The organism is Kitasatospora sp. NPDC087861, from assembly GCF_044742585.1.
In the GTDB taxonomy this organism is placed as follows: domain Bacteria; phylum Actinomycetota; class Actinomycetes; order Streptomycetales; family Streptomycetaceae; genus Kitasatospora.
This window is the reverse complement of the sequence record NZ_JBIUUS010000063.1, coordinates 1-25,700: the sequence shown is the minus strand read 5'-3', so window position 1 is coordinate 25,700 and position 25,700 is coordinate 1. Positions and strand designations below refer to the sequence as shown.

The following is a 25,700-nucleotide window of genomic DNA, read 5'->3' as shown; positions in this document are numbered from 1 at the left end:
ACTCCTCGCCAGTCTCACGGGCCTTGTACACCCGCAAGACTGACGCACCGCCGTGATCACAGGCAGCCGAACACCAAGATCCCCGACAGAGTCAAGCTAGGCGAGTGGTTCCGAAGTGATCAGTGGTCAGAGGCGATCAGCGAGCGGGTGACCGGCGCGCCGATCAGGTTGTTGTGCCAGATCCCAGCGGCCATCGCGAGCACCCGCTGCGTCACCCGGACAGCCACGCCCTCGAAGGTCCGTCCGCCGTGTTGTTCCAGGTCAAGCTGTCCCTTGAGGGTGTCGTTGACCGACTCGATCAGCTGGCGGACCTTCTTGAGCATCGGCTCGCCGTATCGGTTCTTCTCACGCCTGAGCAACGGCCGCAGGAGCTCGATGCCCTGCTCGGCGAGGTCCTTCTCGAACGGCTTGGACGCGAAGCCCTTGTCCGTGATGAGCAAGATGCCCTCGCGCCCGGCCACCAGGTCGGCGTCGACTTCGAGCATCGCCGCCAGCACCTCGCGTCGCCGATCTTCGGGTTGGCCAATGCCCACATGATCGGCATGCCCGTCGGGGTGCACACCAGGTCGCGGGCGTCCGTCGTCCGTTCACCCCCGGACGGTCCGGAACCGGCGCCGGCGCCGGTACTCCGTCGCGTCGTGCCGAGCTGGCGGCGGAACGCCCGCACGAGCGTGTCGGTGGTCCCGAACCCGCGTGGGATCTGACACCGCTTGTCGTTCAGCGATGACGCCGCCCGGTGCTGACACAGAGTGATATCACCGAGGAATGACACCGCTTGAGGCCTTGCGGTGGGAGGATCAATGGTTTCTGGTGGCTCGGAGGGCCCCGATGCCGCCCGTGTCCGAGATCGCCTGGCTTTCAGTCCTGCGGTCCGGTCGGGGCGTTCGCCGGGGTGGCCCAGCTGGCCAGGATCGGCAGTACCCGGGCCGTGGAGGAGTCGGGCTCGACGGTGTACACGATGAGGTGCTGGTCGAGGGCGTGGGATGCGGTGACGATCTCGATGTCGAAGTCGAGGGGCCCGGCCTCGGGATGGGCGATGCGCTTGGGTACCGAAGCGTAGTCACGCACGGTGTGGTCGTCCCACCAGCGGGCGACGTCCGGGTCGGTACGCCGCAGGTCGTGCACAGCGGCGATGAGCCGCTGATCGCCTGGTCGCCTGTCGGCCTCCATCTCGGAGACCGTCGCCTGCCAGCCCTGTTCCAGGCGGCTGTAGCGGTCGGTGCTCAGGCCCGCCAGCATGGCCAGCTCCTCCCGGCGCAGTCCGGGCACGCGTCGGGGACCGGGGAACGCGTCGATGCCGACCTGGGCGGGTGTGAGGCGGTCCCGGCGGGCTCGCAGGAAGGTGCCGAAAGCGGAGCGGTCGTGACTCATTGCCCCACGGTACGGCCGCCGGCACCGTCCCTGTCTGGTCATGCCGTGCCCAGGCAGGACCCGCACTGGTTGCGTACCGGTGCGGCCCGTGCAATGGCGTCATGACCTCATCGCACGAGCCCCAGCGCTCCCAGCACGTACTGCCCTTCCACGGCCGTAGCGCCGTCGTGACCGGATCGACCAGCGGTATCGGTGCCGCCATCGCTCGCGTGCTCGCGGCACGTGGCGCCCATGTGATCACCAGCGGCCGTGACCCACGGCGCGGCGAGGAGGTGGTGGCGGGCATTCGCGCCGCGGGCGGCAAGGCCGGCTTCGTCCCTGCCGATCTGGCGGGCGACGCCGACGTGGTCCGCGAGTTCGCCGCACGGGCGACGGCAGCCGCGGGCGGGCGGGTGGACATCCTGGTGAACAACGCCGGTGTCTATCCCGCCACGTCCACGCCGGAGCTCTCCGACGACGACCTGGACAGGATGCTCGCGGTCAACATCCGCGCACCGCACGTGCTGGTCGCCCAGATGGCGCCCGACATGGTGGCTCGGGGCGCCGGGGTGATCGTGACGATCGGTTCGTGGATGGCCGCCGTGGGAAGTCCGTTCGCCGCTCTCTACACCGCCACCAAGGCCGCCGACGAGCAGATGACCCGGACCTGGGCCGCCGAGTTCGGCCCACGCGGTGTCCGGGTCAACGCCGTCGCTCCCGGCGTCACCCTGACTCCCGGGAACGAGAGCGCCCGCCCGGTCATCGAACGAATGACCGCGACAACTCCGGCCGGAGTCCCGGTCGCCCCCGAGGACATCGCCCACACCGTCGCCTTCCTCGCCTCCGACGAGGCCCGCATGATCCACGGCACCACCCTCTACGTCGACGGCGGTATCACCACCACCCGCCCCGCCTGGCCCTGGAACCGAGCACGCCGGGGGGCACCCTTCGGTAGCTGCCACGGGTGCCGGGCCGGACCACCCCGCCACGCTCCAACTCGCCTTGCGCGGCTTGTGAACAAGCCCTGCTTCCCACACACCGGACTGTGCGGCACGCCGGGCATGAGCACCTGATGCTCATGCCCGGCAGCGACCGCTGACTCAGCGCGCTGCGGGAACACCGGACCTCGCAGCAGCGTCGGGATACGCGGCGGTAGCGCGGATCTCGACGAGGAGTCCCGGGCTGGCGAGGCCGCTGACCCCGATGATCGTCCAGGTCGGGTAAGGGGGTTCGACGAGGCGCTGTTTGGCCTCGATGAAGCCGGGAAGGTGCTGCCGGATGTCGACGTGGTAGCTGGTGACGTCGACGAGGGCGGACGTGTCGAGGTTCTCCAGCCGGAGGATCTCTTCGATCTTTCGGAGGGCGATCTCGGTCTGCTCCTCGATGGTGTCCGGGATCGTTCCGTCGGCGCGGCGACCGATCGTTCCGGCGATGAACAAGAGGCCGTGCGCGCGGACCGCGGCGGAATAGCCGAAGCTTGCGAAGGCGCTGGTGGTTTGCCCGAAGACTGCGTTGTCCTCGGGGATCTCGACGGTGTGGACGGTCATTGCGGTGCTTCCCTTTCCTTGGTGACGGGGTCGTGGGTTCCGCGGAGTCAGTTGCCCCAGCGGGACGAACGGCAGGTGTGCTCCAGCCTGGTCCGGCCGAAGGTCTCGCGTTCGCGGAGGAGTTCGCCGGGGATCGTGTACCGGGGTGCGTTCTTCGGGTCTTTCGCGGCCTGCGCGACGATCGCGTCGGTGAGTGAGCGGATCATGTCCAGCCGCGGATAGGCGGCGTGCACGGCGTCGGCCTGCTCGTCGGTGACGGCGTCGACGTGGTTGGCGCCCAGTGGGCCGCCGAAATCGAGGGCGACGCCCTCGCGGACGAGCGCGCACAGCGTGCCGCGGCGTTCCGCGATGCCCGGGGAGGTGTGCAGGGCGATGGCCTGCCAGACCTGGTCGGCGTCGGCCGCGGGTACTCCGCGGTCGGTCAGGAAGGAGGCGGCCCGGTCAGCGCCTTCGACCTCGAACCGCTGGCTGTGCGGGCCGTCCGACGCCACGCCTAGGTCGTGCATCGCGCACGCGGCGAACAACAGGTCGTCGTGGTAGTCGTGGCCGGCGGCCAGGCCGAGGCGGCCGGCCACCAGCCGAGCGAACAGGTAACTGCGGATGCTGTGGTTGAAGACGGACGGCGTTTCCACCGGCCGAATGAGGTTCACGACGGCGTCGGCAAGCGGTGTGCCGGGCAGCGTGATCAGGTCGGCGGTCGCCTCGTCGGTAGGTCCGGTCATGTCTTCAGCCTGGCCGCTACCCCCCTGACCTGGTGAGAGGCAAAATTTCCACACTTCGATAGAATCTTGCCATGGCAGTGCATCGAGTCGCGGTCCTGGCGCTGGACGGGGTCACCCCGCTCGACCTGGCGATCCCGGCGCAGATCTTCACCACCCGACCGGAAACCCCCTACGAGATGACCCTGTGCGCGCTGGACGCGAAGGTGACCACCACCGCGGGTTTCGCCCTGGTCGCTGACGGGGGCCTGGAGCAGGTGCGCACCGCCGACACCGTGATCGTGCCGGGATTCGAACCGATCCTCCCGTTGCCGGAAGCCGCGCTCGTCGCACTGGCCGAAGCCCGCGACCGGGGCAAGCGTGTGGTGTCGATCTGCACGGGCGCCTTCGCGCTGGCCGCGGCGGGCGTGCTGGACGGGCTGCACGCCACGACCCACTGGAGACACATCGACGAGTTCGAGCGGGGCTTCCCGGCCGTCACGGTCGATCGCGACGTGCTCTACGTCGACGAGGGCGACGTGCTGACCTCGGCCGGGGTGTGCTGCGGCATCGACCTGTGCCTGCACATCGTGCGCCGCGACCTGGGCGCGGAGGTGGCCAACCAGCTCGCCCGCGGTCTGGTCGCCGCCCCGCACCGAGACGGTGGGCAGGCCCAGTACGTGCCGGCTCCCGTCGCGGTGGCCGGTGAGGCGTCGCTCTCCGGTACCCGGGGATGGGCCCTGCAACGGCTCGGCGAGCCGCTCACGCTGCGCGTGCTCGCCCGGCACGCGGGCCTCTCGCAGCGCACCTTCATGCGCCGGTTCACCGAGGAGACGGGCACGACCCCGTTGCAGTGGGTACTCAACGCCCGGCTCGGCAGGGCGCGGGAAATGCTGGAAACCACGGAGCGTTCGGTGGAACAGGTGGCGCGGGACTGCGGGCTGGGCACGGCAGCCAACCTGCGGCTGCACTTCCGGCGCACACTGGACACCACCCCCACCGCTTACCGCCGCACCTTCACACGCTCGACGTCGCACGGTCCGGCCCGGTCACCTGCGGTCCCGCGCTCGGACTGAGAATGGCCGTTACGACGCTGAAGGGGTTTCGGAGGCGGGTCGCTGCCGTCCAAGCTGCCGAGCGGGCAAGGAGGAACGTCGGACCCGAGCCGTCAGCAGGAAACCCTCGGTGACGGGACGTCAGTGTGCGCAGTTGCGGTTCGATCCGTGGCTGGGCAGCCTCCACGACGACGACCTGTCCGCCTGCCACCAGCGCGTCATCGCCACCCTCCTCCGCCAGGTACAGGTGGAGGTCGGCCGCGTCGGCCGCCGGCAGCCACACCACCGGCGCGCGGTTCACCGCCGGTCGAGGCGAGTTCCTCGGGCAGCTCCGGGCGCAGCGCATCGATCGGGTCCTCGCCGTCCTCGACCAGGCCGCCGGGCAGCGAGTGCTGCACGCCTGCGGGGCGCCGGCGGCGGATCAGGCAGAGGCGGCGGTCGTGGACCAGGACCGCGTACACCCGCACCCGGGCTGGCACGGTCACCGTCCGGTGGCCTGGTCGTCGGCGCCGTCGGGCAGTGTCGGCAGTGTCGGCAGTGTCGGCAGCGGCCAGGATGCCTCCGGTGCCCAGGTGGGCCAGCCGCCGGCGAACGGACCGGTGCGGTCGTCGAGCATGGCGATCGCCCTCCCCCGGGCCCGATCGACCTGGTGATGGAGGTAGTCGTCGATCAGGCCCAGGCGGCGCATCTGGTCGTACTCGTCCTGGTCCTTCCAGTGATGCTCCGACAGGTCGGGCGCGGCGACCAGGTCCAGGCACAGGTCCAGGGTGTCGATCCCGATGCCGGGGCGACGCTGATGGGGCTTCTCGAAGTTCACGTACCAGCGCAGCGGCTCGTGGGTGGCGGCGTCCTGGAAGCAGTGCACGGAGAACCACTCGCCGGCCAGGAAGTGGCTCAGCAGCTCGGTGCCGGTCCATCGGTAGCGGCCGAGGGTCCAGGTGCCGGCCGCCAGGTCTTCCAGGCCCTGCTTGCGGGTGGTGTCGTCTCCGGTGCGTGTCGCGGTGATCCAGGTCGTCGGAGCCAAGCTCTCGATCCCCGGCCAGTAGGCCAGGGACAGCACGTGGCCGGTGTCGTCGACCACGCGCTGCGGCATCGCCGGCCACACCCGGCCGGCGTGGACGTCGCGGCGCACCACGGTGGTGCCGGGCTGGAACAGGTTGGTGTCGGTCACGGGGGCAAGCCTGCCCGGCGACGGGGCCGGGAAGTCCGCTCGAAGGTGTGACGGCGGATCAGGACGTGGGGAAGTCGTAGCGGCCTCCGCTCCCGGCCGGATCACCGATCAGTCCGGGTGGGCGATGAGCGTGTCAAGCCCGGACGCCGCCCGCGGCGACGCCTCCCGCGGCCCGGGGCGCCCGGGCCCTGCGGGTGGTGATGTCGCGGTAGCAGTACGAGGCGATGCTCAGGAAGATCGCCGCGTTGAACAGCGGCAGGTCGTACGCGCGGGTGGGCCCCGCCCCCAGGGTCACCCCGAGCACGAAACCGGCCGCGTTGAGGCACGCGAACACGTAACCCACCGCCCTGGTCGTGCCCTTGGGGGCGGGTGTCAGTACCGCGGTGAACACGATCGTCACGCAGCCGTGGCCGGGTAATGGGTCCAGGTGCGGACGGGGGGTGAGTCGGGGGCGAAGTCGGTCTTCGGTCCGGCGCGTGCGTCGTGCCGGCGGATGCAGGCACCGATGACAGCGTTCTGCTCGTCGTGGCGGCAATGAAGACCAGGTCGGTGAAGGCCTTCCATGTGCTTGTTGCCTGCCGGGAGACCCTGCCCTCGCGCAGGATCCGTCGCAGGGTCTCCCGGCTGACGGGGTGACGACCGCGTGCTCGACCGGGTGCTCGGCGAGCTTGGCCAGGCTCCAGGTGCTGGCGACGACCTGCGCGATCTGGCGCAACCGCACCACCGGCCAACCCGTCACCGGCTCACTGATCGCCTACGACCACTGACCGACTTCGGAACTGCTCGTCTAGCTCGATCCAGGACGTCTCCAGGCCGTCGGTCTCGGTGATCTGCCAGGTCGGGACGGTACGGGTGCGCATCCGGGCACGCTGTCGCCCGCCACCGACAGCGACGCGCGCCCGCCGCCCGGTCGACCGACGGAATCCGGTGACACGGAGCGCGACCGCGACTACGGTGGGCGGGCAGAGCCGTACGCGGGGGTGAGGACGCCGAAGTGTTGATGTCCAGGACGACGCACGTCCGGCCCGAGGGCGTACTGCCCGACCACGAGGCGTTCGACCAGCGGCGCCGCCCGGTCTCACCCGCCGCCGGCAACCCGCACGCCGAGCAGCGGGCGGCGGTGCTCCCGCCCGAGGCGGCGCGGGCCGCGCTGACCGTCAAGGCGACCGACCCCGCGCCCAACCTGCCGCCCCGCTCCGCGGACCGGCTCGTCGGCCGGGACGGCGCGTTACGGGCGATCACCGAGGCGCTGTCGGACGGCGACGGCAGCGGCCTGGTCACCCAGGCCACCACGCTGCACGGCCTCGGCGGGGTCGGCAAGACCACCCTCGCGCTGCACCACGCGTACGCCGCCGCCGAGGCCGCGCACTACCGGCTGATCTGGTGGATCACCGCCGAGTCCGAGGAGCAGCTCGCCGAGGCCTTCGCCGATCTCGCCGTCCACCTCCACCCCTCCTGGGCGCTCACCGCCCCGCCCGGCCAGCAGGTCGAATGGGCGATCGCCTGGCTGCGCGCCCACGACCGCTGGCTGCTGGTCTACGACAACGCCGAGGACCCGGTCCACCTCACCCCCTACCTCGGACGCCTGCTCGGCTGCGGCCACCAGTTGGTCACCAGCCGCCGCGCCGGCGGCTGGCACCCCGGGATCCGCCCGGTCCGGATCGACGTCCTCGACGCCCCCGAGGCCGCCCGGCTGCTCTGCGGCACCGCCCACCCCGGGGCGCAGGCCGACCAGGCCGAGGCCTACGCCCTCGCCGACGACCTCGGCCACCTCCCACTGGCCCTCGCCCAGGCCGGCGCCTACGTGCAGCAGACCGGCACCAGCTTCGCCGCCTACCGCGAACTGCTGCGCACCAGCAGCCCGACCGGCCCCGGCTCGGGCCCCGACGCCGGCACCGACCCGGTGGCCACCGTCTCCCGGCTCTGGCAGACCACCCTGCGCACCGTCCAGGGCACCGCCCCCTTCGCCGTCGAGCTGCTGCGCACCCTCGCCTGGTACGCCCCCGAGGCGCTGCCGCGCGAGGCCCTCACGCCCTTCGGCGCGCGCCGCCCGGCCGAGGTCGACTCCGCGCTCCGACTGCTCGCCGACTACAACCTGATCACCCTCGGCGACACCGTCACCGTGCACCGCCTGCTGCAGGGCGTGCTGCGCCGCTCCGAGGGCGCCCGCCGGCTGCGCCAGCGCGCCGAGCAGCAGCTCGCCGAGGCCGCCGCCCGGCTCTGGCCGGAGGCCGGCCCCCGGCTGCGCCGGGCGCTGCTGCCGCACATCCGGGAGCTGGCCGCCACCGGCCCATCGGAGCGGCCCACCCCGCAGACCGTCGCCCTGTACGGGCTGGCCGCCGGGGAGCTGACCGACCGGGCCCAGCGGGTGTTCGCCATCCCACTGGTCACCGCGATGGCCGACGGGCAGCAGCGGCTGCTGGGCGCCGACCACCCCGCGACCCTGGCCACCCGGGGCCGGCTCGCCGAACTCCACGCCCGGGCCGGCGACCCGGCCCTCGCCGTGGCACTCTGCCGGGCGGTGGTGGCCGACCGTACCCGTCTCCAGGGCCCCGAGCACCCGGACGCCCTCGCCGGGCGTCACACGCTCGCGCACGCCTACCGCAAGGCCGGTGAACACGCGCGCGCCGTCCACGCGTTCCAGTCGGTGGTGACCGACCGGGAGAGGGTCCTCGGCGCCGACCACCCCGGGACCCTCACCAGCCGCGCGGGGCTCGCCTACGCCCTCCAGGTCGCCGGGCAGCACCAGGCGGCGGTGGCGGAGTTCGAGCGGCTGCTGGCCGACGCGGCCCGGGTACTGGACCCGGACCACCCGGACATCCTGGCCAACCGCAACGGCCTGGCGTACGCCCAACTCACCGCCGGTCAGCACCGCTTGGCCATCACCCTGTACGAGCAGGCGGTGTCCGACCGGGCCCGGGTGCTCGGCGCCGACCACCCCGACACCCTCACCAGCCGCGGCTGGCTCGCCGCCGCCCACGCCGCCGCCGGCGACCACGAGGCCGCGGTGGCCGCGTACGAGGCGGTGGCCGCCGACCACACCCGGGTGCAGGGACCGGACCACCCGCAGACGCTGTTCGCTCGTGGCCGGCTGGCCATGGCCCGCGGTGAGGCCGGGCGTCCGGCGGCGGCGGTCGCGGACTTCACCGGTGTCGTCGCCGACTACACCCGCGTCCTGGGCCCCGACCACCCGCACACCCTCGACGCCCGCAACGGCCTCGCCCGTGCCCACCGCGAGGCGGGCCGGTACCCGGTGGCGGTGGAGCAGCACCAGGCCCTGGTGCGCGACCGTGCCCTCGCCCAGGGACCGGACCACGCCGGCACCCTGGAGGAGCGCAGCGAACTCGCCTACGCGCTGCGCATCGCGGGCTGGACCAACCGCGAACTGGTGGAGTTCGAACGGCTGGTGGCCGACCGGATCCGCGTCCAGGGCCCGGACCACCCCGACACCCTCGACGAACGGTCCAACCTGGCCCGCACCCTCCAGCTGGCCGGCCGTCCCCGCGAGGCCCTCGCCGAGCGGCAGCGGTTGCTCGCCGACCAGGAGCGGGTCTTCGGCCCCGAGCACTTCGACACCTTCGACGCGCGTCTGAGCCTGGCCCGGGCCTCCGGCGACGCCGGCGACCACCGCCGTGCGGCGGAGCTGTGCGACGCACTGGCCGCCGACCGCCTGCGGGTGCTGGGCCCGGACCACCCGGACACCCTCAACACCCGTGGCTGGCAGGCCTGGCTGCACGGCCAGGCAGGCAACCTCGAACGGGCGGTGGAGCTGCGTGAACAGCTGCTGACCGACCGCACCAGGGCGCACGGCCCCGACCACCCGTACACGCTCGACGAGCGTACCGGCCTCGCCTACGCCCTCCAGCAGGCCGGGCGGCTCCGGGACGCACTCGCCGAGCGCGAGCGGGCCGTCGCCGACCACACCCGGGTGCTCGGCGCCGACCACCCACAGACCCTCAACGCCCGCCTGCACCTCGCGGTCGCCCACGGCGAGGCGGGCGACCACCGCCGCGCGATCGACCTCACCGCCCAGTTGGTCGCCGACCGCGTCCGCCTGCTCGGACCGGACCACCCGCACACCCTCAACACCCGCTGGTGGCTCGCTTCGGCACACGGGGACGCGGGCCGGCATCGCCGCGCGGCGGACCTGTACGCCGCTCTGGTGACCGACCGCACCCGAGTCCAGGGCCCCGACCACCCGGACACGCTCAACACGCGGCACTGGCTCGCGAACGCACACCGACAAGCAGGTGATCACCGACTGGCCGTAGAGCTCCACGCTGCGCTCGTGCCCGACTACGGCCGGGTCCAAGGCCCCGAGCACTCCCACACCCTCAACGCCCGCTACTGGCTGGCGTTTGCCTACCGGGAAGCGGGCGATCGCCGCCGGGCCGTCGATCTGCTCGCGGCCCTGGTCGCCGATCGTTCGCGGGTCGAGGGGCCCGATCATCCGGAGACGCTCTCCGACCGCTGGGCGTCAGCACGTGCCGTCGCCGCTGCGGGTGACTACCGACGAGCGGTGACGCTGCACGACGCGCTCGTAGCCGACTGGAACCGCTCCCACGGAGCCGACCACCCGCAGACACTCGACGCTCGGTGGTGGCAGGCCTACGCCTACCAACAGGCAAGAGCGCATCGACGTGCGGTGGATCTGTACACCGCACTGGTTGCCGACTCGGCCCGGATCCGGGGCCCCGAGCACCCTGAAACCCTGGCAGCGCGTAGCGGCCTGGCCGGGGCCACCTCTGCCGCCCAGGACCACAGCCGGGCAATCGCCCTCTACGAGGCGCTGGCCACCGACCGCACCCGCATCCTGGGCGCCCACCACCCCACGACCCTGGACACCTTCGGCATGGTCGCCTGGGCGTACGGCCAGGCCGAGCAGTACCACCACGCGGTGGAACGGTACGTCGCTCTGGCGGCCGACCGGGAGCGGGTCCAGGGCCCCGACCACCCGGACACGCTCAACACCCTGCGCTCGCTGGCCAACATGTACCGCGACGCCGGTGAGCACCGTCAGGCCCTGGAGCTCTACGAGACCCTGATCGACGATCTGGTCCACGCGTTGGGCGCCGACCACCCCACGACCCTGGACACCCGGGTGGGCCTGGCCGGCACCTGCCGGGAGGCTGCCGACCACGTCCGGGCGGTGGAGCTGTTCCGGGCCCTGGCCACCGACCTCGATCGGGTCCTCGGCCCGGACCATCGCGACACCCTCGAAACCCGGCTCAGCCTCGCGCGGTCCGTCGTCGCCGCAGGCGACCACCGAACCGCTGCCGACCTGTACCCGGCGTTGCTGGCCGACCGGGAGCGGGTCCAAGGCCCCGACCACCCGGACACGCTCAACACCCGCTGGTGGCACGCCAACGCCCACAGTCAGCTCGGCGACCACCGCAGGGCGGCCGAGGTCTACGGCGCTCTGACCGCCGACCGGGAGCGGGTCCAAGGCCCCGACCATCCGGACACGCTCAACACCCGCTGGTGGCAGGCCTCCTCGTGCCGCGCGGCGGGCAACCACCGGCGCGCCCTCCGGCTGGCCCAAGCCCTGGTCACCGACTCACGACGGGTCTGCGGTCCCGACCATCCCAGTACCCTCAACGCCCGCTTCCTGCTGGCCTGGACCCACGAGGCAGCCGGTGATCGCCTGCGCGCCATCGAGCTCGGCGAAAGCGTGCTGCAGGACCGCATCCGCGTCCAAGGCCCGAACCACCCCGCCACCCTCAACGCTCGCGACAACCTCGCCGCCGACCGCGAGTCCGCGGGCATGCTCCTCCAGGCCGCAGCCGATCTGGAAGCCCTGACCGCTGACCGGGCCCGCAGCCAGGGAGCCGACCACCCCGACACCCTCGACCAGCGCTCCCGGCTGGCCCGGAACGTCCGCGAGACCGGCGAACTCGACCGAGCCGTTGCCCAGTTCACCGAGCTGATCGCCCACCGCGCCCGCGTCCAGGGCCCCGATCACCCGGACACCCTCCACGATCGGAACAGCCTCGCCCTCACCAGGCGCTTCGCCGGTCGACACCGCCAGGAGGTGGCCGACCGAGCGGCCCTGGCGGCCGACCGTGAGCGCGTCCACGGCCCGGACCACCCCGCGACCCTGACCGCCCGGTCCTCCCTCGCCCACGCCCACCGCCACCGCTGGGACCACGACCGCGCCGCCGCGCTCTACCTGAGCCTGCGGTCCGACTACGCCCGGACCCTCGGTGCCGACCACTCGGACACCCTCGACGCCTGGGACAGCCTCGCGCTCAACCTCCTCGAAGCCGGCCGGTACAGCGAGGCCGCCGCCTGCTACCAGGAGGTCCTGGACGCCGCCGTCGAGGCCGTCGGACCCGACCACCTCCTGCCCCGCTCCCTGCGGTACGGCCGCGCCCAGGCCCTGCTGCTCGCCGGGGACCACGGCGGAGCGATCGCCGAGCTCTCGCCCCTGGCGGCGGACTGGACCAGGCCGACCGGCCCCGCCGTGGCAGGCCTCGTCCTGGCCGGCTGCATGCTCGCCTTCGCCCGGCACCTGAACGGGGAGCAGGAGGCCGCGGCACGCCTGGCCGCCGCCCTCGCCGACGCCGCCGACACCGCCCTCGGCGGGACGGACGACGCCACCCTGACCGCCCGCGAGACCCACGCGCTGCTGCTGGCCTACGGAGCGCGGCCGCTGCGCGCCGTCGTCCGGCTGGAGGAGCTCGCCGAGGAGTGCGCCGCGAGCCACGGCCCGCGCAACTCCCTGACCCTGAGCATCCGCCAGAGCCTCGCCCACGCACGCCTGCGGGCCGGCGACGCCCTCGGGGCGGCCCGGGTGTACGGGGGCATCATCGCGGACCGCCTCCCGGACGCCGGTTCCTCCCCCGCCGGGGCCCTCCTGGCCGGGCACCGGGGGGCCGACGACGCCGCCGTCAGCCTGGGCGCGCTACGCCCCGGCCTGCTCCCGGTGTTCCCCACCCTCGCCGTCGGCCTGGCCGCCGCACTCGCCGCGAGCGGGCACCGGGAGGCCGCCCGCGAGCTACTGGCAGCCGTCCACGCCGGGCGGGAGTCCCTGATGGACCCCGGCCACCCGCTCGCGGTGGAGTGCCGGACGGCGCTGGCCCAGCTGGACGGCGGCGAGCCGCCGTCGCCGCCCGGGGCCCTGCCCGCCCACACGGAACCGGCGCCACCCCCGTCCGAGCCGGCACCGCTGCTGCGGCGCTCGCGCGGGTCCGTACGCCGCGCCGCCGCCGCGCCTGCGGCGCCACGGACCGCCTGGCGGCCCCGGCTCACCCTGCTGGAAGAACCCGTGGTGGGGGCCACCGTGCGCCTGGAGCTGCGGCTGGAATCCGAAGCGCCGTCGGCCGACCCCGCTGAGCTGCCGGACCTGCGCCTGGTGGCCGTCGCCGCCTCGGACGCCGTGCTCGAACCGCCCGTCGCCGACTACACCCCGGCCGGGGAGCCGGCCCGGTTCGCGCTGACGCCGACCGTCCCGGGGCCGCACACCGTGCGGATCACCGTGTACGACCGGGGGCACGGCGCCGTCCTCCAGGACCTCTCCGCCGTCGTCGACGTCCCCCACGACACCGCCCGCGACGCCCCCGGCCACGAGAGCCCAGCCGCCCAGGAACCCCAAGTCGCCCAGGAGCAGGAGTAATCGACGTGCCCCGGGACCTCCTCGTCGAGATCCACCAGAACCCCTCCGCCGACTACACCCGGCTCCCCCGGCCCCGCGGCCCGCGCCACCCGGCGGACGCCCGGCCGGCCAAGGAGCCGGACCCGCTGGACCTCGTCGTCTCGCTCCGCCACCACCGCGGCGACCTGCTGGTCTCCGCGTACCGGCCCGGCGAGCGCACGCCCTGGACCCGCCCCCACCACGCGGAGCTGAAGGTGTCCAAGGCCGTCCTGCTCGCCCGGGCCGCCCGCCTGCGGACCATCTGGCGCGACCGCTTGGTCCAGTGCGACCCCGAGCCGATCGGCGGCTACCCCTTCGCCCAGGCCGTCGACTTCTCCCGGCTGGCCGGGGTCGCCGAGCGGCAGGTCGCCGAACTGGCCGAGGAGGGGCGGTACTTCCTGGAGGTGATGCTCGACGGGCCGGACCGCGAGCTGACCGTCTTCCGCGAGTACCTCACCCGCACGCTCACCGAGCACGGCTCGCTGCGGATCAGCTTCGACTCCGACCTCCACCTGCCCTGGCCGATGCTCGCCGTCGACAGCGGCGCCGCCGATCCGTGGGCCGACTTCCTCGGCCACCGCCACCAGGTCGAGCAGACCGGTGCCGGCTACCCGCCGATCCAGCCGCCCTACCCGGCCCGGACCAGGCCCGTCACCAGCCTCAACACCGACGACCAGCTCACCGACGTCGGCCGGGCCCCCGAGGTCCGCAAGCTGCTGGAGGACCGCTCCCAGCTGACCGTGCGCACCGAGTCCGAGCTGCTGCTCAAGGCGCTGTCCTCCGCCGTGCTGGACGAGGACGTCATGTACTTCTGGTGCCACGGCCAGTTCGTCGCGAACGACTCCCCGTACGAGCAGCTCGCTGTCCGGCTCTCCGACGACCGCCAGATCGACGCCGAGCTGGTGCGCCGCCACCGCCGGCGGCACGCCGAGGCCCCGGACGCCATGTTCCGGCCGTTCGTGCTGCTGAACGCCTGCCACACCGGGCAGTCGGCGGCCGCCGAACTGGAGCACCTGGGCCGGGCGCTGGTCGACCTCGGCGCCAACGGCGTGCTCGGCCCGCAGATCGAGATCCCGCAGGAGTTCGCCGCCGAGTACGCCTTCGCCTTCCTCGACCTGTACCTGACCGGGGAGTTCACGGCGGGCGAGATCACCCAGCAGCTGGTCCGGTGGTTCGCCCGCGAGTACCGCAACCCGCTGGCGCTCGCCTACTCCCTGCACTGCGGCATCGACAGCATCCTGGAGCTGACCCCGTGACGGCACGCACCCCCGCCGGACCCGCCCCGGTCGTCCGGACGGCCACCGTGGACCTGGACGAGCACGGCCGGCTGCTCGTCCCCGGCACCCGGACGCCGGTGCCCGGGTCGCGGGTCGCCCAGCACCTCGCCCGGCACCTGCGCATCCCCGACCGTGCCACCGACATCTTCGTCTACGTCCACGGCTGGCAGACCAGCCCCGCCGCCGCGGACCGCTCGGCCACCGCCCTGCTCACCCGGGCCGCCGCCCTGCACCGGGACGCGCCGACCGCCTACCCGGGGCTGGCCGGGGGATTCCGTCCGTGGTGCGTGGTGGTGCGCTGGCCCTCCTCCAGCCTCCCGTCACCGGCCGGCTACCGCCGGATCCGGGAACGGGCGCACACCATGAGCGCCCAGGGGCAGGCCGGCCGGGTCCTCGGCCACCTGCTCGGCTACCTGGACGCCGACCGCGGGCACCCGGACGCACCCCGTGTCCTGGCCAACCGCGGCGGCCAGTACCTGCACCTGGTCGGCCACTCCTTCGGTGGCCGCTTCCTCTGCGAGGCCGTCCAGTACGCGGCCGACCGGCCCGCCGGGCCGCCGGTGCTGGGCTGGAGCCGACCGGGCGACCCCACCCGCCCGTTCACCGTCGACAGCGCGCTGATCTTCCAGATGGCCGCGCCGCGCGACGCCTTCGCCCACCTCTTCCCCCGGCTGTTCCTCGGCCCCGGCCGCCCCGGCGCGCCGCTGCGCGGGCCGCTGGTGCTCACCCACTCCCGGTGGGACCGCGCCACCGGCTTCTGGCACCTGCGCGCCGAGGGCCGCCCGGGGATCGGCCACTCCGGCACGGGCGTCGCCCCGGTCCCGCAGTTCACCACCCGGCTGCGCCCGACCGCCTCCCCGTACCCGCACACCGAGTTGGACCACCCGATCGTCAACATCGACGCCGCCCGGGTCTACCGCGGCGGCCTGGCCACCCGGCTCAACCCGGCGGGCGCCCACTCCGACTTCCACCACCCCGAGTCCGCCCACCTCCTGCTCAGCCTCGCCGCCCACTCACGCTGACGGGGGCCGCGCCGGGGCGCCCCGGTGGGAGGAGGTACCGCACGGGCTCGTCCCGGCTGAGGAGTCCGTGGGCGAGGTCGCCGTGGACGGCGAGGACGGCTGGGGTCTCCTCGACACCGATGGCGTCCGGTCCTCGGCCGGGCGTGTGCGGCGGATCGACCGGGGCCCACCGTCCGTGCGGGAGCCCCGGGCGATCCGCGCCGGTCAGTGCGGTGGCGTGGCCGCGTCCAGGTAGGCCGCCGCCTTCGCGGGGTCGAGGAACCACTGCTCCAGGTCGGCCGGGTCGTTGAAGGCGTCGGCGAACCGGTCGGCCACGGCCGGGAGTTCACCGGCCGCGCCGAGCAGGCGGAGCACGTGCTCGGGCGGCGGCGCGAGCATCGCGTTGGTCCAGGCGGTGGCGGGGCGCGCGACCTGCCAGAAGCGGTCGAAGGCGGCCTGCATGAAGTCGCGGTCGAACGGCTTGTCGCCGTGGGCGAGGATCGCGTCGAGGTAACCGGCCGCGCCCTTGGCGGCGTTGTTGGAGCCCTGCCCGGTGATCGGGTCGTTGACGACCACCACGTCCGCCACGCCCAACACCGCCCCTCCGCCCGGCAGTTCACCGACCGGGCGGCGGACCGTGGGGGTGAAGCGCCCGGCCAGGGTGGCCCCGGCGTCGGTGAGCTCCACGCCGGCGCGGGTCCGGTCGTACTCCCAGGGGGTGAAGGACTTCATCAGGTCGAGCGTCACCCGCAGGTGTTCGGCCGGGTCACGGACGCCGTCGAAGGCGTCCGCCGGGCCGCCCGGGAGGGCCTCCCAGAGCAGGATGTCGCACGGGCCCGCCGCGGTCAGCGCCGGCATGACGAACAGTTCGCCGACGCCGGGCACCACGTTGCAGCGGACGGCCGGGAAGTCGTGATCGGGGCGCGGACCGAGCCCGTACACGTAGCTGCCGGCCAGCGCGCGCTGCGGCCGGTCGTACCGGGACCGCTCGTGGTCACGCTCGAACATCGCGGCCAGGTCGCCCTTGCCCGTCGCGACCAGGACCAGGTCGTACGAGCCGGAGAGGTGTTCGAGGTCGGTGACGGTCGCCGGCCGGACCACCACCCGGCCGCCACGCCCGGCGAACATCTCCAGCCAGGTCGACATCTTCAGCCGCTGGTCGACGGACTGCGCGTACCCGGACAGGCGCCCGACCCAGTCGATCACCCGCGCGGACTCCGGCCCCGCCACCGAGACCCCGACCCCCTTGATCCGGGGTGCGTCCTGCGCCCAGAGGTCCAGGCCGAGGTCGCGCTCGGTCCGCAGCGCGGCGTCGAACATGCACTGGGTGGACAGCACCCGACCGCCGCGGACCGCGTCCGCGTCACGATCGGTCATCACCGTCACGTCGTAGCCGTGGGCCTGGAGCCCCAGGGCCAGTTGGAGGCCGGCCTGCCCGGCACCGACGATCAGAACTCTGCGCATCGTCTCCGCTCTCCTGGTTGTCCGTCCTGGCCCGGCCCGACACTCGCGCGCCCGGGGCCCGTGAGCCCGCAGGCGCGGCGGGACGCGAACCGGCTGCCAGTGGCCTGAATACCAGTCATCGGGCGCCCGCGTCCACGGCCCGGGCACACTCCGCGCGGGCCGTCACCGTCCGGGGTCGAGCCCTGTCGAACAAGCGATTTGAAAAATTCTTCAACTTCATACATGCTGGCGTGCCGCCGACCCCCTACCCGACCCGATAGGACAGCCTGCGCGCATGAGCGACAACCTCCCCCCGTGCCCGTCGTGCTCCAGCGAGTACACCTATGAGATGAACTCCCTCATGGTCTGCCCGGAGTGCGGCCACGAGTGGGTCCCCGCGGCGGGCGGGAGCGCCGAACCGGCCGGTGCGGGCGAGCGGGTGATCCGGGACGCGGTCGGCAACGTGCTGAGCGACGGCGACACCGTGACCGTCGTCAAGGCCCTCAAGGTCAAGGGCAGCGTCTCGGGCATCAAGGCCGGCACCAAGGTCCGCAACATCCGCCTGGTGGACGGCGTCGACGGCCACGACATCGACTGCCGGATCGAGGGGTTCGGCGCGATGCAGCTCAAGTCGAGCGTGGTCAAGAAGGCCTGACCGGGCCCACGGCCGAGCCAACGGCGGCGGCCCGCACGAGCACCCTGCTCGTACGGGCCGCCGCCTTTTCGCGCTATGCCGACGGCGGTTCGTGGCCGCAGCCGTCTCAGCTCGCCCGTGCCACACCGCACGGATGACGACCGCTCGGTTCAGCCGAGCGGCAGCAGGCCGGGCACGGGGCCGCCGTGGCGGGACAGGCGGCGCAGGAAGGTCAGCACGCCGGGTGTGCCGACGGCCCAGGCGCGGGACTCGGCGGTGGGGTCGCCGCCGGGGAACACCGGGCGGCCGGGCGGGCCGCCGGTGCGGGTGAGGAGCAGGGCGGCCAGGTCCTCCGCCGCCTGCCGGTGGCGGGGGTCGCCGGTGGCCATGGCGAGGTCGACGAGGAGGTCCCCGACGCCCGCCAGGCCGCAGCAGCGGACGACCAGAGCGGTGCGCGGGGCGAGCGTGCGACAGGCGTCGGCCGCGTCGGCGGCCAGCGCGAGGAGGGCGTCGTCGCCGTACCGGTGCCCGGCCTGGACCAGGACCGTGCCGAGGCCGGCCAGGCCCCGGCACCAGGAGAGGTAGCGGCGGGTGGCCCCGGGCCGGAGGGCGGCGGCGATGATGCGCGGGAGGTCGACGGCGAGTCCGTCGACGAAGCGGCGGGCCGCCCGGCCGGACGCTTCGTCGGGCATGGCGAGGAGGAAGTGGGCGATGCCCGCGCGGCCGTGCGCGAAGCCCTCGGCGAGGGCGGCGGTGCCGGGGTTGGGCACTTCCCCGGGCTCTTCGAGCGGGCGGGAGGTCAGCCCCGCGGCACAGGCGGCGGCCGCCGAGAGGTGGCGGTCGGCGTCCCGGCCGAGGGCGGCGAGCAGCAGGTGGCCGGTGCCGAGCCCGGCCGCCCCGGCGATCTGGTCCGTACCGACGGGCTCGTGGTGGCGGTGGTGCGGCGCGGGCGTCCCGAGGGCGGCGGCGGCCTGCGCGAGGAACAGCTCGACGCCCGTCCGGCCCTGGTAGAGCGAGCCGTCGAGGCGGTCGAGGGCCGGGTGGGCGGCCGTCCAGCCCGCCAGGGCGGTGGCGGCGGCCCGGGCGTCGGGGCGGTCCGCGTGCTGCAGCAGTTCGAGGCCGAGGCCGGCGGCGCCGTCGTAGAGCGAGAGCAGCGTGCGGGGCTCGCCGGCCCGGCCGGGGCCGCCGGCCACCAGGTCGTGGGCCATCCGCACGCAGGTGCCCACGGTGTGGTCGAGCACCTCGTCCAGCGGGGCCCGGCGCGGCCCCGCCGGCGGCCGGGCCGGGGGGCGGACAGCCGCTCCCCCGCCTCGCAGGCTCGACGCGGCGGCCGAGCGCCGCGCCGGATCCAGGCTCAGTAGGCCCGTGACCAGGACCAGCGCCGGATGTGCGGTCTCCGGATGCGCGGTCTCCGAATGCGCGGTCTCCGGGGGAACGGTTTCCGAGGGGATCGGCGCCGGGAGGGCCGCGCGCAGGCAGGCCAGGGTGCGGTCGCGGTTGGTCGCCGGATCGGGGTCGATCACCACCGGGTCGAGGCCGGTGAGGGCGTGGTGCAGCGTGGTGCCCAGCGCGTAGTAGTCCTCGGCGGGGTCGGTGCCGGTGGCGCCGGGCAGACCGTAGCCCGCCGTGGCTCCCGGCGGGCGGTCGCCGTCGAGGGCGTTCACGCCGAAGTCCACCAGCGAGCAGCCGCCGCCGGTGTCGAGCACCACGTTCGCGGGCTTGAGGTCGCACACCACGACGCCGCGCGCGTGCACCGCGTCCAGGACCCGCAGCAGCCCGCGCGCCAGCGCCCACCAGTCGCGCCCGCCCGCACCCGCACGGGGGTCGTACGGGCCTGCGGCGAGGACGTCCCGCCGCAGGTCGCGCGGCCCGCACGCGCCGCTGACCAGGTACTCGTCGGGGCCGTGCCGGAAGTAGTCGACCAGGGGCGGGACTCCGGGAACCCCGGCCAGGGCCGCGAGCACCCGGCGCTCGTGCCGGAGCCGGCCGCGCGCGTCGGTGCCCGCGCCGTCCTCGGCGACGTAGGCACGGGCCTGTTTGACCACCACCTCGCGCCCGGTGACGACTTCGACCGCGCGGTAGACGTGGCCGTTCGGCGAGCGGGTGATCCCTGCGGTGATCCGGTACCGGCCCTCGCCGACCCGGGTGGTCGACGGCCGGACGGCGGTCGAGACCGGCGTGAACGGGTCGCGCGCCCAGGGCGGTTGGCGGTAGCGGGCCTCGGCCAGACCGGGGAAGACCGACCCGTCCGGACCGGCCATGCCGTAGTCCGCGTCGCCGCCACCATCGCCGTCCGCCATGCGGAACAGCCCGTAGCGGTAGAACACAGGTGCGTCCGACCGAATCCGACGATCACTCACCACCTGCGGACCGGCCCACCCCGCCAGCGCCTCCGCCAACTCCAGGCCCAGCCGGACGACTTCCGCCTCCTGCGGGTAGACCGTCACTGCCTTGCCCACGGCCGCGGGGCCGCGCAGCCCGCTGTTGAGCTCCCGCAGCACGGCCGCGCCCGCGGCGAACTTCGCGTCGCAGGTGTGCCGCAGCAGGATCGGGACCACCACGTCCAGCAGCTGCGGCAATTGACCCTGCCGGGCGGACAGGTGGAGCTTCCAACCGTGGGCGCGCGACGGCATCCGCGGGTCCTGCAGGTACCACCACTGCCCGTCGGTGTGCAGCGGCCGCCGCGGGCCGGGCGCGACGGCGGCGAGGTCGGCGACCCTTCGCCGCAGCGCCTCGGCGGAGCCGGGGTCGGGCGGTGCGGCCATCAGCCCTCCCTCCCCCGGATCCGGTTCCTCCCTGCCCGGGTCAGCAGTCCACGGCGCACTCGAAGCGCGTCGGGACGTAGGTGACCCACGGGTCGGCGAGACACGCCACGGGGGCGAGGTCCGCGTCGTACTCGTCCTCGAACACGATGGCGTCCTCGTCGATGTCCAGCAGGCCTGCGTCGCGGATCTCGGTCACCAATGCGCTCATGGGTGGTTCCTCCCTGTGGGCTCGGTCGATGCTCCTTGCGGCTGGCGCCTCATGCTAGCCACGCCACCGGGCCCGCGACAGAGGTCGGACACCGCCGACTGGAATGCCACGACGCACATTTCCAGACCGACCGGCACACCGCGGCCACGGGGGCGGCCGGCCCCCGGAAGGCCGCGGCGGCGGACACCACCGGCCCGGAGCGCATCATGCCGTTCGGCGTCGACCACCACCAGGCCCCGCCCGGCCCCGGTCAGTCGCTGACCAGGCGGCGGCCGGTGATCTCGTCCGGGCGGAGCCGGACCCAGCGGGGGCGGTCGCCGCCGGGCCAGGGGATGGCGCCGGGGAGGCCGGCCAGGTGGTGCCGGACGGCGGGATCGTGGACGGGCTCTGCGGTGCCGATTGCCAGGACGCTCCAGCCGCGCCCGAGGTACTCGTCGATGTGGTCGACCTGAAAGGAGAGGTCGGTGCCCTCGGACGGGGCGGTGCGGTCGCCGGTGCGGTAGGTGAAGGTGCCGTCGTCGACGACGTAGTTGACGGGAAAGACGATCGGGCCCGGGTGGACGGGGAGGGCGATGCGGCCGATGCCGTGGGTGCCGACCAGGTCCCAGCATTCGGCTTCGGTGAGGCCGAGCAGTCGCGGGTGGGGGCCGGGGCCGCCCTGGCCGGGCGGGCCCTCGGTGCGGCCTTCGAGCAGTTCGCCCCGGCTGAGGCCGAGTGCGGCGGCGATCCGGAGGAAGCCGCCGGGGTCGAAGGCCGGTCCGGCCTCCAACAGGTAGCTCAGGTAGCGGGGAGCCATGGCCGCCATTTGGGCGAGGGCCTCCTCGCTGACCCCGAGCTGTTCGCGCCGATCGGCGATCCGGCGGGCCACGGCGGCGGGATCGGCCCGGTGGATGTCGTCGGGGGTGTCGTTCACGGTGGTGGCTCCTCGGCTTGCCGGTGGGTGCCAGGGCTCGCGTCCGGGCGGCGGCCAGGCCGGATCCATCCAAGCGCCCGGCCTGCGACAAGTCGAGGAACGGCGGGGCACCGTGCGTGTCGGCACCGTACGCACCGGCACCACGGGCATCGGCGCAGGCCGGGCCGGTCCGGCGGCCCACCCGTCGGACCCCGACCTTGATCCGTTCCGGCCCGCCTGCGATCATCGCGCTGACGCCGAATCAGATCGGCGGAACACTCTGGCGCCCTACTTGACCAGTGGATATTCCGGAAGAGTCTCGCGCCCTCGCAGCCGTCGGGACGCTGCCCCGCCCGGTGGCAACTCCGGGCAGACGGGCCACGCCGCCGGCATTGCTCGCGAAGTCTTGATCGGTTAGATCCCGGACGATACGATCACGGCCTTCACCGTATGTCGCACGGCGAGCACGCTTGGCTCTGCGCGTGGCTTCACGGTGTTGCCCGATCGAGGCATTGGGAGTTGCGGTGCCGGACAGCGCAATATCAATGGCGGCGGGGGTACCGCCTATCACCTTCGCTACGCACCAGACCCGGACGGGGGCGAAGGAGGAGCCCGGGACGACTTCGAGAAGATGATCGCGGCTCTGGCCGGAGCCACCACTCCGAACGTCCGGATGATCGCAGCGAACCCCGGAGACTGGGGAGTCGACGCGTTTGCCGGCGATCTCGGGGGCGAGATCACCGTCTGGCAGTCCAAGTACTTCTTCCCGGTCACAAAAGCTGCCCACAAGCAGTCAATCCGCGATTCGTTCGCGTCCGTGATGAAGGCCGCGGCAGCACAGGGGCACACCGTCGCGATCTGGGTGCTGTGCATCCCGTCGAGCATGGACGGCCCGACTGCACAGTGGTGGGACCGCTGGAAGCCGAAGCAGGAGAAGGACCACGGCGTCGTGATCCGCCTGTGGGACGAGACTGCCCTCCTTCGCGCTCTCCATAGCCCCGAAGGCGATCATGTTCGTCGTGTGTACTACGAGCCCTTCACACCGGCTCCCACCCACGAGCAGCTACGGCTGGTACTGGACATGGAGGACGACCAGGGCACCGAACTCGACTCAGCGCTCTTCATCCGGCAGATGACGGAGGCGGGTCACGTAGCGCTCGACGCGGCGAAGCGGCAGTTCTTCAACGCCGACCTCGTCGCCCGCGAGATCGCACACAAGGCCGTCCCCGCCGAGGTCACCGCCCTCCGATCCGCGGATGCGACCCTCCACGGCCTGTGGGAGATGCAGTTCAACGAGTGCTGCGCAGAGAACGCGATTCCGGCCATGCACAGCCGGGTCTGGCGAGACGTACTGAATCAGCACCCCAATCTGCCCAAGGTCCTTCGACTGGAAGTCGTCCACGCGTGGGGGCTGGTGCACCGCCTGGTCGACAACCGGAAGGCCGGCTGGGTAAAGCACTGGCGGCAGATCGCCGCAGCTCATGCGGACAACTGAACGTACCGCTTCGCCCTGAACTCGACGCCAGTCAACGACCCGTAAGGAGCGCATCGTGGAAGCCCACCGACCGGTGGTGATGCCGGAGGATGAGGAACCCGCTACTACCAGATCCCGAACGGGATCACCCTGGTACGCCAAGGCGGCAACCTCACCTACCAACTGGCCGACCCGCACGGCACCAACACGCTGGCCCTGGACGCCGTCACCCTGAATGAGACGCGCCGCCCGGTCGACCCCTTCGGAAATCCCCGGGGCATACAGCCCGGAAGCTGGGCCGGCGACCACGGATTCGTCAACGGTGTCAAAGATCCGACCACCGGACTGACCAACCTAGGCGCACGCGAGTACCAGCCCGCGACCGGACGCTTTCTCAATCCCGACCCGCTACTGGACCCTTCCGATCCACAACAGTGGAACGGCTACTCCTACAGCACCAACGACCCGGTCAACAGCTCCGACCCAACGGGCATGCTGCCTCGCCACAAGCTGAAGGGTCCAGGCGGCAGGTTCGTCAAGGATCCCCACCGCAAGCCCACGCCCCCTTCGGATGGCAAGCACGGCAACTCCCACAACAGTACCCGCAAGGCATACCTGTACCAGTTGCGCGACAAGGCCGCCAATCTGATAAAGACAGGAATCACGAATTCCCCTTAAAAGCACTACACGAAGCCCAAGCTAAAGAATCTCGGCGCAGAGAGCATGACCATTCTCGCCACCGGAAAGCGGAAGGCGATCCAGCGGATGGAGGATGCTTTTCATCGCCTGACACCGGGCCCAGCGGACGACACCAACATCGCCAGAGCCGCGAAGAGGCGAATTGCAGCCGCTGCCGCGAGAGCACTCGATGCGCGGCAAGCAGCAGCCCAATCCGCGGCGAACGCCAGCGCAGCGGCCAGCGGAGACACGGCCGCAGCCGTCTCCCGGGACGCAGGTTCGATTAATCGAATCACTCGGTCGACTGTGCATGGTCGGTGCTGTCCTCTGGGGCGCAAAGGAGTCTACGACGCTCCCAAGGACCAGAAACTTGACGTGGCTGGCCGCAATATCGGGGCCTTGGCCGGCGGCATCTACGGCGCCGAGACCGGAGCCGCAATCGGCACCATGATCTGCCCTGGGGCCGGAACCGTAGTTGGCGGCCTGGTCGGCGGCGCCGTGGGAGCCGTCGCCGGCAGCAAAATCGGCTCCTCCATCGTCAGCGGTGGAAGGAAGCCCTGGCACGCTCTGTTCTAGCAAGTCTGGCGGCACATCGCCATGAGGCAGTAGTACGCCGCCAGGAAACCACTCATCATCATTGAGGGAGGGCGACATCCGACCAGTTGGCTGCCGCGCTCCTGCCACCCGATAGCATGCACACCCTCGGCTCCTGCTACCGCTCCCGATCCAACAGAATGCGCGGGTATCATCCGTGACCATCAACCATTTGGCTGTCGAGCTGGAGAACGGCGACGTTATCGTAAATCCTGACCGTCGGGACCTCACCTCCGCTCTAAACTCGATGAGCGCACCCGACAACGAATTTATGGTGATCTCCTGGGAATCCGACCCAGAGGAGGCCGATTCGGGGGTCTTTATCCAAGTCCTCATGCATGACCCGGAAAGCTGGCAAGCGGAGTACCGCGAAGGATCCCATGATCGGTATTTCCAGGCAGCCGACCACCAGCCTCGCAAGCGGACCGAAGAACTGCTCTTGGGGTGGATCTCGGGAGGAACAGAATGGCTGCGTGTCCGACAGGCGATCTCATGGGTGAAGCTCGACCCATCCGACAATCAGGGGGGTTCGGACGAAGATGGGGAGGATTCACGAACCTTCTCCCAATCGCTCCACGGGACACGTCTCGTCAAAGTCGCCCACGAGCCGACATACCGTACCGCCACTATCGGCACATACCGTGAAGGGCTGTTCTTCGCAGACATCGTTTCGTCCCCAACCAGTACCGATGAAGTGGTCCTTCTACATCTCTTCGATGCTGACGGGAACCACACTCGATCAGCGCTCAAGCCCGCTGCAGACCTAGAGCAGGCCAAGGCCCTCCTCGAGTCGACGCTGGCCGGCCTGGAGGGGCTCAGGTACGAAGACATCCACATCCGTCCCTTCAGCATCGAGAACGAGGGCCACACCTGGGGACTTCTCGATGAGACAGCACTGCGCGGCGGTGAAGAGTGGTACGAACTGGAACCCCAAGGCCTCGCCTTCCACGCCCCATGGAACGGCGAGTACGACACCTGATGGCGTTGTCAGGTTGAATGAGTCTTCGGCGGTGTGATCCGGTTCGGGGCGTGTCTGGCCGCGGTGGTGGTGTCTGGTTCAGGCCGTGGTGGGCAGGGCGGCGGTTCTGGTGATCTGGTCCCAGACGGCGAAGCGGATGATCATTTCGGTGCGGTAGTCGGCGGCGGCCATGAGGTGGCGTCGGGGGCGGAAGTGGGGTGAGATGCCGCTGAAGCACCTCGAATCACTGCTGGAGCACCATCTCCACCCCGCGTTCCGCAGCCGCCGGATGGGCACGTTCGACCACAAGGTCGTCGAGGCC

21 protein-coding genes and 1 pseudogene are annotated in these 25,700 nt (G+C 72.4%); 10 read left to right on the top strand and 12 right to left on the bottom strand.

All coding sequences use genetic code 11. The features are described 5' to 3' along the window. Nucleotides 1-119 precede the first annotated feature (119 nt). Both ACIOJE_RS39650 and ACIOJE_RS39645 read right to left on the bottom strand, forming a co-directional pair. Nucleotides 120-485, bottom strand: a complete 366-nt coding sequence (locus ACIOJE_RS39650) for a transposase (protein ID WP_400783323.1) — start codon at nt 483-485, stop codon at nt 120-122. Between the two features lie 373 nt (nt 486-858). After that, a complete protein-coding gene (locus ACIOJE_RS39645; RefSeq protein WP_400783320.1) occupies nt 859-1,371 on the bottom strand; it encodes a helix-turn-helix domain-containing protein in 513 nt (170 codons plus the stop codon). A 101-nt stretch (nt 1,372-1,472) separates the two neighbouring features. Between ACIOJE_RS39645 and ACIOJE_RS39640 the strand changes: the two genes are divergently transcribed. Then, a complete protein-coding gene (locus ACIOJE_RS39640) occupies nt 1,473-2,423 on the top strand; it encodes an SDR family NAD(P)-dependent oxidoreductase (protein WP_400783317.1) in 951 nt (316 codons plus the stop codon). A gap of 27 nt (nt 2,424-2,450) precedes the next feature. Here ACIOJE_RS39640 and ACIOJE_RS39635 read toward each other — a convergent pair whose 3' ends face one another. Further along, entirely contained in the window at nt 2,451-2,897 is a 447-nt protein-coding gene (locus ACIOJE_RS39635; RefSeq protein WP_280682140.1) for a Rid family hydrolase, read from the bottom strand. Between the two features lie 47 nt (nt 2,898-2,944). After that, the gene (locus tag ACIOJE_RS39630) at nt 2,945-3,619 is read right to left on the bottom strand and encodes an HD domain-containing protein (RefSeq protein WP_280682138.1); all 675 of its coding nucleotides are present in this window, start codon (nt 3,617-3,619) and stop codon (nt 2,945-2,947) included. Nucleotides 3,620-3,690: 71 nt separating this feature from the next. Between ACIOJE_RS39630 and ACIOJE_RS39625 the strand changes: the two genes are divergently transcribed. Further along, the gene (locus ACIOJE_RS39625) at nt 3,691-4,671 is read left to right on the top strand and encodes a GlxA family transcriptional regulator (RefSeq protein ID WP_280682136.1); all 981 of its coding nucleotides are present in this window, start codon (nt 3,691-3,693) and stop codon (nt 4,669-4,671) included. Nucleotides 4,672-4,868: 197 nt separating this feature from the next. On the opposite strand, the gene ACIOJE_RS39620 is transcribed toward ACIOJE_RS39625, so the two are convergent. The 3 genes from ACIOJE_RS39620 to ACIOJE_RS39610 all read right to left on the bottom strand — a co-directional run bounded on the left by ACIOJE_RS39620 (nt 4,869) and on the right by ACIOJE_RS39610 (nt 6,221). After that, the gene (locus ACIOJE_RS39620; RefSeq protein ID WP_400783312.1) at nt 4,869-5,135 is read right to left on the bottom strand and encodes an NUDIX domain-containing protein; all 267 of its coding nucleotides are present in this window, start codon (nt 5,133-5,135) and stop codon (nt 4,869-4,871) included. Next, nucleotides 5,132-5,821 (bottom strand): DUF402 domain-containing protein, encoded by a 690-nt coding sequence (locus ACIOJE_RS39615; RefSeq protein WP_400783310.1) that lies wholly within the window; start codon nt 5,819-5,821, stop codon nt 5,132-5,134. The genes ACIOJE_RS39620 and ACIOJE_RS39615 overlap by 4 nt, the downstream gene beginning before the upstream one ends. Nucleotides 5,822-5,954: 133 nt before the next feature. Next, nucleotides 5,955-6,221: a hypothetical protein gene (locus ACIOJE_RS39610; RefSeq protein ID WP_280682131.1), complete on the bottom strand. Its 267-nt coding sequence runs from the start codon at nt 6,219-6,221 to the stop codon at nt 5,955-5,957. A gap of 600 nt (nt 6,222-6,821) precedes the next feature. Between ACIOJE_RS39610 and ACIOJE_RS39605 the strand changes: the two genes are divergently transcribed. The 3 genes from ACIOJE_RS39605 to ACIOJE_RS39595 are packed head-to-tail and all read left to right on the top strand — an operon-like array spanning nt 6,822 to nt 15,753. Then, nucleotides 6,822-13,436: a tetratricopeptide repeat protein gene (locus ACIOJE_RS39605; protein ID WP_400783308.1), complete on the top strand. Its 6,615-nt coding sequence runs from the start codon at nt 6,822-6,824 to the stop codon at nt 13,434-13,436. Nucleotides 13,437-13,441: 5 nt separating this feature from the next. Then, on the top strand, nt 13,442-14,710 hold the full coding sequence (locus tag ACIOJE_RS39600) for a CHAT domain-containing protein (protein ID WP_400783305.1): 1,269 nt from the start codon (nt 13,442-13,444) through the stop codon (nt 14,708-14,710). Beyond that, the gene (locus ACIOJE_RS39595; RefSeq protein ID WP_400783303.1) at nt 14,707-15,753 is read left to right on the top strand and encodes a hypothetical protein; all 1,047 of its coding nucleotides are present in this window, start codon (nt 14,707-14,709) and stop codon (nt 15,751-15,753) included. Before ACIOJE_RS39600 ends, ACIOJE_RS39595 begins: the two co-directional genes overlap by 4 nt. A gap of 204 nt (nt 15,754-15,957) precedes the next feature. On the opposite strand, the gene ACIOJE_RS39590 is transcribed toward ACIOJE_RS39595, so the two are convergent. Continuing rightward, complete coding sequence (locus ACIOJE_RS39590) at nt 15,958-17,196, bottom strand: styrene monooxygenase/indole monooxygenase family protein (RefSeq protein WP_400783301.1); 1,239 nt, start codon at nt 17,194-17,196, stop codon at nt 15,958-15,960. A 274-nt stretch (nt 17,197-17,470) separates the two neighbouring features. Between ACIOJE_RS39590 and ACIOJE_RS39585 the strand changes: the two genes are divergently transcribed. Further along, nucleotides 17,471-17,830 carry a zinc ribbon domain-containing protein YjdM gene (locus ACIOJE_RS39585; protein ID WP_280682121.1) on the top strand — a complete coding sequence of 120 codons (360 nt, stop codon included), beginning with the start codon at nt 17,471-17,473 and terminating at the stop codon, nt 17,828-17,830. Between the two features lie 149 nt (nt 17,831-17,979). On the opposite strand, the gene lanL is transcribed toward ACIOJE_RS39585, so the two are convergent. The 3 genes from lanL to ACIOJE_RS39570 form a co-directional block, all read right to left on the bottom strand. Then, nucleotides 17,980-20,574: a class IV lanthionine synthetase LanL gene (gene lanL, locus ACIOJE_RS39580; protein WP_400783298.1), complete on the bottom strand. Its 2,595-nt coding sequence runs from the start codon at nt 20,572-20,574 to the stop codon at nt 17,980-17,982. Nucleotides 20,575-20,614: 40 nt separating this feature from the next. Beyond that, entirely contained in the window at nt 20,615-20,782 is a 168-nt protein-coding gene (locus ACIOJE_RS39575; RefSeq protein WP_280682117.1) for an SflA family class IV lanthipeptide, read from the bottom strand. A gap of 250 nt (nt 20,783-21,032) precedes the next feature. Next, nucleotides 21,033-21,695, bottom strand: a complete 663-nt coding sequence (locus ACIOJE_RS39570; protein WP_400783295.1) for a helix-turn-helix domain-containing protein — start codon at nt 21,693-21,695, stop codon at nt 21,033-21,035. Nucleotides 21,696-22,305: 610 nt separating this feature from the next. Between ACIOJE_RS39570 and ACIOJE_RS39565 the strand changes: the two genes are divergently transcribed. The 4 genes from ACIOJE_RS39565 (at nt 22,306) to ACIOJE_RS39550 (ending at nt 25,399) form a co-directional block, all read left to right on the top strand. Beyond that, complete coding sequence (locus tag ACIOJE_RS39565) at nt 22,306-23,169, top strand: serine/threonine protein kinase (protein ID WP_400783292.1); 864 nt, start codon at nt 22,306-22,308, stop codon at nt 23,167-23,169. Nucleotides 23,170-23,280: 111 nt separating this feature from the next. After that, on the top strand, nt 23,281-23,826 hold the full coding sequence (locus tag ACIOJE_RS39560) for an RHS repeat-associated core domain-containing protein (RefSeq protein WP_400783325.1): 546 nt from the start codon (nt 23,281-23,283) through the stop codon (nt 23,824-23,826). A gap of 45 nt (nt 23,827-23,871) precedes the next feature. Further along, entirely contained in the window at nt 23,872-24,402 is a 531-nt protein-coding gene (locus ACIOJE_RS39555) for a hypothetical protein (RefSeq protein WP_400783289.1), read from the top strand. A gap of 175 nt (nt 24,403-24,577) precedes the next feature. Further along, the gene (locus tag ACIOJE_RS39550; RefSeq protein WP_400783286.1) at nt 24,578-25,399 is read left to right on the top strand and encodes a hypothetical protein; all 822 of its coding nucleotides are present in this window, start codon (nt 24,578-24,580) and stop codon (nt 25,397-25,399) included. A 78-nt stretch (nt 25,400-25,477) separates the two neighbouring features. Here ACIOJE_RS39550 and ACIOJE_RS39545 read toward each other — a convergent pair. Next, nucleotides 25,478-25,612 (bottom strand): annotated as a pseudogene (locus tag ACIOJE_RS39545) (IS6 family transposase); the annotation flags it as partial. Nucleotides 25,613-25,700: the final 88 nt, after the last annotated feature.